The following is a 304-nucleotide window of genomic DNA, read 5'->3' as shown; positions in this document are numbered from 1 at the left end:
CAGAAGGTCATCGGCAGGATTATCGACGAATACAACAACCGTGACCGCCACAGCGGGCTTAATGGATACACACCTAATGAAGTGTATTCAGGCACGTGGCGCGACATCCTTAAACATCGCCAAGCAAAGGAAACCGTCTACTACGCGACACACCCTCACCGCAGACCCCGGACATCCGTCTACAAGCCACCACCTAAAACAGTAGGAATCAACAACGGCAAACCCCTAGCGCCCGAGACAACGAGCGCGTAAAGTAACAACCACATCAAACAGGGGGATGTTCACAACTCAAAGGCAGGCGCCG

The 304-nt window shown here is 53.3% G+C and carries 1 pseudogene; it reads left to right on the top strand.

Going from position 1 to position 304, the window contains the following annotated elements:
* Nucleotides 1-252 (top strand): annotated as a pseudogene (locus HMPREF2743_RS12845) (transposase); the annotation flags it as partial.
* Nucleotides 253-304 lie beyond the last annotated feature (52 nt).

The sequence above is a fragment of the Corynebacterium sp. HMSC036D02 genome (genome assembly GCF_001836165.1).
In the GTDB taxonomy this organism is placed as follows: Bacteria; Actinomycetota; Actinomycetes; order Mycobacteriales; family Mycobacteriaceae; genus Corynebacterium.
The sequence above is the reverse complement of the archived record's forward strand: the minus strand, read 5'-3'. Positions and strand labels throughout refer to the sequence as shown.